We start from the raw sequence: 8,067 nt of genomic DNA, 5'->3' as shown, positions 1-8,067 counted from the left end.
ATGTAGAGGTGATAGACGTGCTTCACGTTGGAGCGGCGCGGCGGAACGCGCAGGCCGGGCAGGCCGGCGAGTCCCGCGTCGTAATAGGCCGCGTTCTCGATCCGGCGCCGCGTGATCTCGCTGGTCTGGCCGATCAGCCAGTTGCCGACCACCGCCTGGAGGGAATCGAGCCGCGAGTTGCAGCCGAGGATCGCGATCTCGTCGCGGTTCTTCATGCCGTGGTTGCGGATGAGGCGGAGCCGCTCGTTCATCCCGTCGTCATTGGTGACGACGACGCCGGCATCGCCCCAGACGTTCAGGTTCTTGAGCGGATGCAGGGAAAAGCCGGCTGCGATGCCGTGGGTGCCGGAGCGCTTTCCCGCGAACTCCGAGAGGATGCCCTGGCAGGCGTCCTCGACGACGGGGATGTTGTGGCGCTGGGCGATCGCCATCAGCTTGCCCATGTCGGTGACCTCGCCGGTCAGCTGAACCGGCATGATCGCCTTGGTCTTCGCTGTGATCGCGGCTTCGACATAGTCGACGTTCATGCAGAATGAATCGTCGCAGTCGACCAGCACGGGCCTCGCGCCGGTCTCCGCAATGGCGCCGACGGTCGCGATGAACGTATTGGCGGCGGTGATGACTTCATCGCCATGGCCAATGCCGAGCGCCTTGAGCGGCAACTTGAGCGCGTCGGTGCCCGATCCGACGCCGATGGCGTGGCGCACGCCGATCAGCTCCGCAAAACGCCGCTCGAATTCGGCGACGGGCTTGCCAAGGGTGAAGTCGCCGGTCGCCACCAGGCGGCCGATCTCGGCCAGGATGGGAGCTGGATCGGAGAATTGCTCGAGCAGATAGGAATATCGAACGTCGTACATGTGGCCCGTCAGGTGGAATGGAGTTGAGGGGAGGAGGTGTGCGAGGCGGCAAGTGCGCGCTCGATCGAGGTGGCAATGGCGCTGGCGGAAAGCCCGTGCTTCTTGAGCAGGGAGTCCTGCGAGCCGTAATTGTGCATGAAGCGGTCCGGCAGCGACAGCCGCAGCATCGCCGGCAAGCCTGATCCAAGCCTGTCGATCAGCGTCTCCGCGACCGCGCTGCCGAGGCCGCCGGACGGGACATGCTCCTCGAGGGTCGCCACGAGCCTGGTGCCGCGGATCGCTTGCAGCAGCGCCTCGGTGTCGAGCGGCTTGACGGTATGCATGTGCAGGATGCCTGCGCGGACGCCTTGTGCGGCCAGCAGGTCGGCTGCGGCCAGCGCTCGCTGAAGCATGATCCCGGTGGTCACCATGAGGACGTCACCCGGCGGGCGCATCAGGATGGCCTTGCCGATCTCAAAGCCATGCTCGGCCTTCGAGACGATGGCGTCGCCGCCTTTTCCCAGGCGGATGTAGATCGGTCCGGTCCAGTCGAGGGTCTGCTCCATCAGCCGCGCGGCTTCGTCGGCATCGCACGGGCAGACCACCGTCATGTTGGGCAGCGCCCGCATGATGGCGATGTCCTCGATCGCCTGGTGGGTGGGGCCGAGCGGCGCATAGACGAGCCCGCCGCCGTTGGCGATCAGCCGCACCGGCAGGTTGTGCAGGCAGAGGTCGACGGCCACCTGCTCGTAGCAGCGGCGGGTGAGGAATGTCGCGATGGTGTTGACGTAGGGCACGAAGCCCTCCATCGCGAGGCCGGCCGACATGCCGATGATATGCGCTTCCGAGATGCCTTCGATCAGATGGCGCTTCGGAAACTCCTTGCTCATCGCGCGCAAGGTGCCTGCGCCGGGATCGGAGCCGATGTAAAGCACACGCTCGTCGCGCGCGGCGAGCTTGTGGACCATGTTCATGGCGGTGTTGCGCATGGGATGCCGATCAAAAATCGCCGACAGCTACGCGAATCGCGTCGAGCTCGCTGTCGGTCAGCTTGTTCTTGTGATGCCAATCGGCGTTGGATTCTGCGGCCGGCAGACCCTTGCCCTTGACGGTATGGCAGATGATCGCGGTGGGTTTGCCCGCAACCGGCGGGATCTGCTTCAGGACGGTGCGCAGGGCGCCGACGTCGTGGCCGTTGAGCTCCTGCACGGCAAAGCCGAAGCTGCGCCACTTGTCCGCGAGGGGCTCCAGCGGCAGGACGTAGTCGGTGGGCCCGTAGCTCTGGAGTTTGTTGTAGTCGATCAGCGCGACCAGGTTGTCGAGCCCGTGCTTGGCCGCGCCCATGGCAGCCTCCCACACCGATCCCTCGTTGATCTCGCCGTCGCCGAGCAGGACGAAGGTGCGGTAGGTGCGCTCGCGCATGCGCGCGGCGAGCGCAAGGCCGACACCGATCGACAGGCCATGTCCAAGCGCGCCGGTCGAGGCCTCGACCCCCGGCACCATTCCGTATTCGGGATGTCCGCCCAGAATACTGTCGGGGCCGCAGAAGCCTTCCAGCTCCGACAGGGGGAAGAAGCCGCGGTCGGCCAACAGCGCATAGAGCGCCAGGCAACCGTGTCCCTTGCTGAGAATCGCGCGGTCGCGGTTGGGATCACGCGGGTTGTTCGGATCGATCCGCAGCACGTCGTCGTAGAGCACGCGGACCATCTCGATCAGCGACAGCGCCGGACCGACGTGTCCGCGTCCCGCCGAACGGACGGATCCGAGCACCAGGCGGCGCAAGTAAAGGCTGCGCTCGTCGAGCGAGCAGGTGAGGGCGGCTTCAGCGTGGGGTGAGATCTGGATCACGTTGGCAAATCGTTTGATGGAGCCGGCGGGCTTTGTCGAGCTGACCGGCAAGGCGGACCGTCAGATCGCCTCCTTGCGCAGCCAGAGCGCGCCGGGAGCGGCTTTCCGGCAAATAAGCATTCAGGACAATCAGGCACCAAATCGCCCCGAAGACAGGATACAGTACGTCACGGCGGACCGCAAACGCGTCATCCCTAGCCGCGAAGGCTTGCGTGAGGCGTTCGATCAGGCGATCCGCGCTTGTCGCAGGTAGGTCGCTGCCGGGGTGGATCGCGGTGTCGGACAGCAGTTTGACCGGATCGTCCCAGCCGAAATATTCGAAGTCGATGAAGCGCAGGCGGCCGTCTTCGCCGCGGAGCGCGTTGTGCAGTCCGAAGTCGGATGGGCTGAGCGCGCGATGCGCAAGCGCAAGATCCGCTGCGGGATCCCGCCCCAGTTCCGCGTAGCGCCGGCGGAGCTGCCGGATCGCGATGTCGGTGCTCGGAACCAGGCTGGCGTCCATGAATGCACGCAGTTCGGGTTCGTCATCCGACGCCCGCCGCAATCCGTCCAGGCGCAACTGGTACTGAGTGACCGCTTCCTCCGGCGAAAAGATGCTGGCTGAGGCGTTCCTCAGCAGCTGCGCGCCTTCGGCGTCGCGCAGCTTCTGCAGCGCGATCAGGAAATCGGCGAGCTGATCGGCATCGTCGACTTGCGGGCGCAGCACTGCGGCCTCGCCGTCGAACCATTGATACAGCGCGCAGAACGCATCCGCGTCCTTCGCGATCGGCCGCGGCGTCGACGTGATGCCGTTGCGCGACAGAAACGAGAGCGCGTCATATTCCTGGCCCAGACGATCGCGCCCGTCGGACGGATAATGCTTGAGGGCGAGGGGCGGTCCCTCTGCCATCTCCAGCCGAAACACCCTGTTGTTGCCGCCGGCTCGTGCCGGCTGGGCGGCCGCGACCCGCGCCCCGGCCAGGCGGCTGCCGATCGCCATTGCATCGGATGCGCTGATGTCGGGCTCGCTCATTCCGCAAACACCTCGTGGCGGATGCCGGCCCATGTCGCGATCGGCTTGCAATGTTCGGGGTGGGGCGGCTGCGAACGCGTGAACAGGATCGATCGCGTGGCCTTTGGAAAATGCGGTTGCTCGAAGACCTCGACGAGATCGTCGATGAAGACGTCGAGCTCCAGGCTCGCAAGTCTCTCGACCTTGCCGGCCAGTGTGTCTTCGAAATAGACGTCGCCGACGGCCAGCGCCGCGTCCGCAGCGTCGATCAGGCCAGCCCCCCGCAGCCAGCCGCGCGCGGCGTCACGCAGGTCGGTGTGGTCGGGGTCCTGGTGGCCGAACCGGGTCTTGTGGCTGACGATGTAGACCTTCGAGCCGGCTTGCCTGCACGCCGTCAGGAATTCCCGCACCCCCGGATAGATTTCGGCGCCGCCAATGCCCTTGCCGTAGACGAAGCCCTGCAGCCCTTGCCAGGCAAACTCGCCGCCCGCGCGGGATCGCAGATGATCCCGTACGTCGGTCTTCAGCCCCTCCCAGCCCTCCGGCACCAGCCCACGCTGACGCGCGACGGCGGCAAAGACCTTGTCGTAGCAGATGATCGTGTTGTCGAAATCGATGCCGATCCGCACGCCGCTCACTTCAGGCTGATGTTCTGCATCATCTTGATGTTGAAATACCTGGGGTCGTTGAGCGAGTCCGGCAGGCGGCCGGCCTTGAAGGCATCCACAAGGCCGGACACGGCCTGCTCGATGGTGTGGGTCGGCGCAAATCCGAGCTCGCGGCGGATCTTCTCCGAAGAGACGTGATACGAGCGCAGGTCGTCGGTCGGCTCGACGACCACGTCGACATTGCTGCCGACCACCGACTTGACGATGTCGGCGATCTTCATCAGCGAGTGGTTTTCGTAGCCGATATTGTAGGTCTTTCCGTCGATCTTCGCGTCGTCCTGTTGAAGCAGGAACAGATAGGCCGCGGACATGTCCTCGATGTGCAGGTTGGGCCGGCGCTGCGTTCCGCCGAACACGCGGATGCGGCCGGTGTTGACCGCGAGATTGGTCAGGATGTTGACGACGACGTCGAGCCGCTGCCGCGGTGCGTAGCCGCAGACGGTCGCGGGACGAACGGTGCAGGCGACGAACCCGGACGCGGCCTCGTCGGCAAGGTCGGTCTCGCACATCGCCTTGAACTTCGAGTAGTCCGTCAGCGGCTCGCAGGACAGCTCCTCGGTCACCTCGGCCTCGTCCTTGATGCCGTAGACGCTCGAGGAGGAGGCGTAGATGAAGCGCTTGATGCCGGCCTTCTTCGCTGCGCGCACCATCGGACGGAAGCAGTCGTAGTTGATGGACTTGCCGAGCGCAGGGTCCAGCTCGAACGAGGGGTCGTTGGAGATGCAGGCGAGGTGGATCACCGCGTTGTTGCCGCGCAGGGCCTCGTTGATCGCGGCCTCATCGCGGATGTCGCCCTTGATCAGGCGAAGGTTCGGATTGTTGCGAACCGCGTCGAAGACCGATTCGCCATACATGAACAGGTCGAGCACGGTGACCTTGTGGCCCGCTGCAAGCAACTGGGGAACCAGCACGCTGCCGACATAGCCGGCGCCACCGGTGACCATCACGTTCCATTTCTGATCAATCACTGTCGTTCTCCAGAATTCTTCCTGTGCGCTATTTCAGCAACGCGGTGACAAACTTGACCAGCGGGGCCTTTTCGACCGAGTTGCGGTGACCGACGATGCCGACCTTGATCGCGCCTGCGGCGTTGCCGATGAAGGCAACGTCCTCGATATTGCCGCCGGCGGCAACCAGCGGCGCCGTGATCGTCAGGAAGGCATCGCCGGCGCCGACGGTGTCGACGACGGTCTTGGTGAAAGCGGGCACGCGCGCGACGCCGGTCTTCGACGAGAAGGGGTAGCAGCCGAAGGAGCCGTGCGTGATGATCATGTTATCGCAGTCGATCTTGCCGTGCAGGCTGGTCTCGATCACCGACGCGATGTCGCTGAACTTGTCGGTGGCGGCCAGCCGCGCTTCCGGCGCGTCGATGCAGATGTAGTCCGCCCGCGGATACTTCGTGATCAGATTGTAGCCGTGGTTTCCGCTGTTGCTCTGGGCGTTGATCGCCAGGAACTTGGAGTTGGCGATCAGGGCATCGATTGTGCTTGGAGCGATCATCCCGTGACCGAAATCGGTGACGATCACCACATCCCCGCCGCGAACGCGCTCGGCGGTGATGCGGTCGATCTCCTTGCGCTCGGCCTCGTCGAGCGGGGTGTCGTCCATGGTGTAGACTTCGAAGAGCTTGTGCAGATATCCCAGCTCGACGTACCGCAATTTGCGGGTCGTCGGGCGGCCCTGAATGCGGATCGGCGTGAGCGTGACATTCGGGCGGACATGCGCACGGATGAACTCTTCCGGGTAGTCCTTGCCACCCAGCGTCGTGACGATCTCCACCGACTTGCAGAAGCTCGCCACGTGATTGGCCGCGGCAATGACGCCGCCGGCAAATTGCTCGCCATTCTTGAACAGGGTGGCGACGATGTTTTCCTTCGAAGCCTTTCCGAGCGCCGTGACGTACTGGTACTCGTCGATAATGGTGTCGCCGACCAGCACCACGTGCATGTCCTGGATCTTGTCGATCAGCTTCAGCAGGCGCTCGGCRCCACCGCTTTCGCGCACCTTCTGGAGGTAGTCGCGCAGAGGGGGATCGTAGATGTYGAAGTAGCGGTTCATCAGCGACGACGAGCTGAAGGTCACGTCGCGCGTGAAGACGATGCGGCCGCCATGGCGTTCGACGGCATCTCGCTCGGTGGCGATCTTGCCGGTGACGTCATCCTCGGGATTTTCGTAGTCCGAGCCCTTCACGTAGATGTCGGGGCGCACCGTATCGAGGATCGGCTCGGCGCTCGAGGTCTGATTGATGCCGAMCCAGTCGACCGTGCCGAGCGCGGCCAGCATCTCGGCGCGCATGCTTTCCGGGAAGATCGGCCGCCCCGGGCCCTTGTTGACGAAACGGTCGGCCGTGACGGTCACGATGACCACGTCGGCCTCGTTGCGCGCCGCCAGGATGTGCCGGACGTGGCCGAGATGCACCAGATCGAACACGCCGTGGCAGAGCGCAACGGTGCGGCCCTCGGCCTGCGCGGCCCGCGCGACTGCGCCGAGTTCCTCGATCGTCTTGATCTTCTCGTGCGGTGCCGGATGGACGATCGGCTTGTCTGTCGAAGCATTACCCATGTGTATTATACCCAAAGCGCCGGCCGACCTCAGCCGGCCGTCCCGGAATTGATCGACTCGCGGCAACGATATCCGGCGAACCTGTTCAGTGGCTTGCCTTTTGCGGCGTGCCGGACGCCGCGCCGTCCTCGTCGCCAAGATATTTGAACCAGTCCTTGGTGGCATCGGCGATCTTGTCCACCGTCCACAAAGGCGCGTCCTTGTACTGATCCATCGACTTCAGCATCGTCGCGACGCCGTCCTCGAACTTCACCTTCGGCGCCCATTTCAGGACCCGCTTGATCTTGGTGATGTCGGCGTAGGTGCAGTCGGGCTCGCCGGGACGCTTGGGGATGTGGACCTTGTCGCCGCCGAGAAGCTCGACCAGCCGGTTGACGCTGTAGGTGTTGTCCGAGCCGACGTTGAATATCTCGTGCGAGACCTCGGAGCGCGCGGCGGTCACGAAGGCATCGGCGACATCGCTGACGAAGGTGAAATCGCGGGTCTGCTCTCCGTCGCCGACCACCGTGAAGGGCTTGCCGGCGAGCTTCTGCGCCATGAAGACGCCGAACACGGCGCCGTAGGTGCCTGTGGTGCGATGGCGCGGCCCGAACACGTTGAACAGGCGGAGCGCCACGGCCGGAAGCTTGTAGACCTGGCACCAGTGCATGACGCACTGCTCGCCGAGATTCTTGGTGAGCGCGTAGGGGTACATCGGCCGAATCTCTGCACTCTCCGGTGTCGGATAGACGTCGGGAATGCCGTAGCAGGACGATGACGCCGCGTAGACGAAGCGGCTGACGCCCGCCTGCCGAGCAGCCTCGAGAACGTTGACCGTGCCGTCGACATTGGTGCGATGATACGGGATCGGAGACTCGATCGAGGGAACGATGTCGGCCAGCGCCGCGAGATGGAAAACCCAGTCGATGCCGTCGAAATGCGGCCTGATCGATTCGAGCTCGGTGACGTCGGCCCGCACGACCTTCAGCCGGCTCGAACCGGCGCGCGACGACAGATTCTCTGGACGTCCGATGACGAAATTGTCGAGCGCGATGACCTCGTGGCCGTCATCGAGGAGTCGATCGACGAGGTGACTTCCAATGAAACCGGCGCCGCCAGTAACGATACATTTCATGGGGAACATCCGTGACGCGAATGCCCAGCGAAACAGGCTCGCCAATGT

General features: G+C 64.4%; 8 protein-coding genes. All 8 read right to left on the bottom strand.

The genetic code is table 11. The annotated features are described in order from the left end of the window. On the bottom strand, nt 1-857 hold an 857-nt coding region (locus AC1D00_RS16615; RefSeq protein WP_477011420.1), incomplete at its 3' end, for a DegT/DnrJ/EryC1/StrS aminotransferase family protein. Between the two features lie 8 nt (nt 858-865). Further along, complete coding sequence (locus tag AC1D00_RS16610; protein WP_135178077.1) at nt 866-1,825, bottom strand: transketolase family protein; 960 nt, start codon at nt 1,823-1,825, stop codon at nt 866-868. A 10-nt stretch (nt 1,826-1,835) separates the two neighbouring features. Continuing rightward, a complete protein-coding gene (locus AC1D00_RS16605) occupies nt 1,836-2,684 on the bottom strand; it encodes a transketolase (RefSeq protein WP_477011419.1) in 849 nt (282 codons plus the stop codon). After that, nucleotides 2,659-3,696: an aminoglycoside phosphotransferase family protein gene (locus AC1D00_RS16600; RefSeq protein ID WP_404557250.1), complete on the bottom strand. Its 1,038-nt coding sequence runs from the start codon at nt 3,694-3,696 to the stop codon at nt 2,659-2,661. Before AC1D00_RS16600 ends, AC1D00_RS16605 begins: the two co-directional genes overlap by 26 nt. Further along, nucleotides 3,693-4,304, bottom strand: a complete 612-nt coding sequence (locus AC1D00_RS16595) for an HAD family hydrolase (protein ID WP_477011418.1) — start codon at nt 4,302-4,304, stop codon at nt 3,693-3,695. Before AC1D00_RS16595 ends, AC1D00_RS16600 begins: the two co-directional genes overlap by 4 nt. A gap of 5 nt (nt 4,305-4,309) precedes the next feature. After that, on the bottom strand, nt 4,310-5,311 hold the full coding sequence (locus tag AC1D00_RS16590; protein ID WP_404557246.1) for an NAD-dependent epimerase/dehydratase family protein: 1,002 nt from the start codon (nt 5,309-5,311) through the stop codon (nt 4,310-4,312). A gap of 28 nt (nt 5,312-5,339) precedes the next feature. Next, a complete protein-coding gene (locus tag AC1D00_RS16585; protein WP_477011417.1) occupies nt 5,340-6,905 on the bottom strand; it encodes a PfkB family carbohydrate kinase in 1,566 nt (521 codons plus the stop codon). A gap of 85 nt (nt 6,906-6,990) precedes the next feature. After that, on the bottom strand, nt 6,991-8,019 hold the full coding sequence (locus tag AC1D00_RS16580; RefSeq protein WP_404557243.1) for an SDR family oxidoreductase: 1,029 nt from the start codon (nt 8,017-8,019) through the stop codon (nt 6,991-6,993). Nucleotides 8,020-8,067: the final 48 nt, after the last annotated feature.

It is taken from the genome of Bradyrhizobium sp. P2_E8 (assembly GCF_056403875.1).
This window is presented reverse-complemented; position numbering and strand designations above follow the sequence as displayed.

What these genes read in the sequence shown, in the direction of transcription:
- AC1D00_RS16600 (WP_404557250.1), bottom strand. Translation starts at nt 3,696, where the DNA reads ATGAGCGAGCCCGACATCAGCGCATCCGATGCAATGGCGATCGGCAGC.
- AC1D00_RS16580 (WP_404557243.1), bottom strand. Translation starts at nt 8,019, where the DNA reads ATGAAATGTATCGTTACTGGCGGCGCCGGTTTCATTGGAAGTCACCTC.
- AC1D00_RS16610 (WP_135178077.1), bottom strand. Translation starts at nt 1,825, where the DNA reads ATGCGCAACACCGCCATGAACATGGTCCACAAGCTCGCCGCGCGCGAC.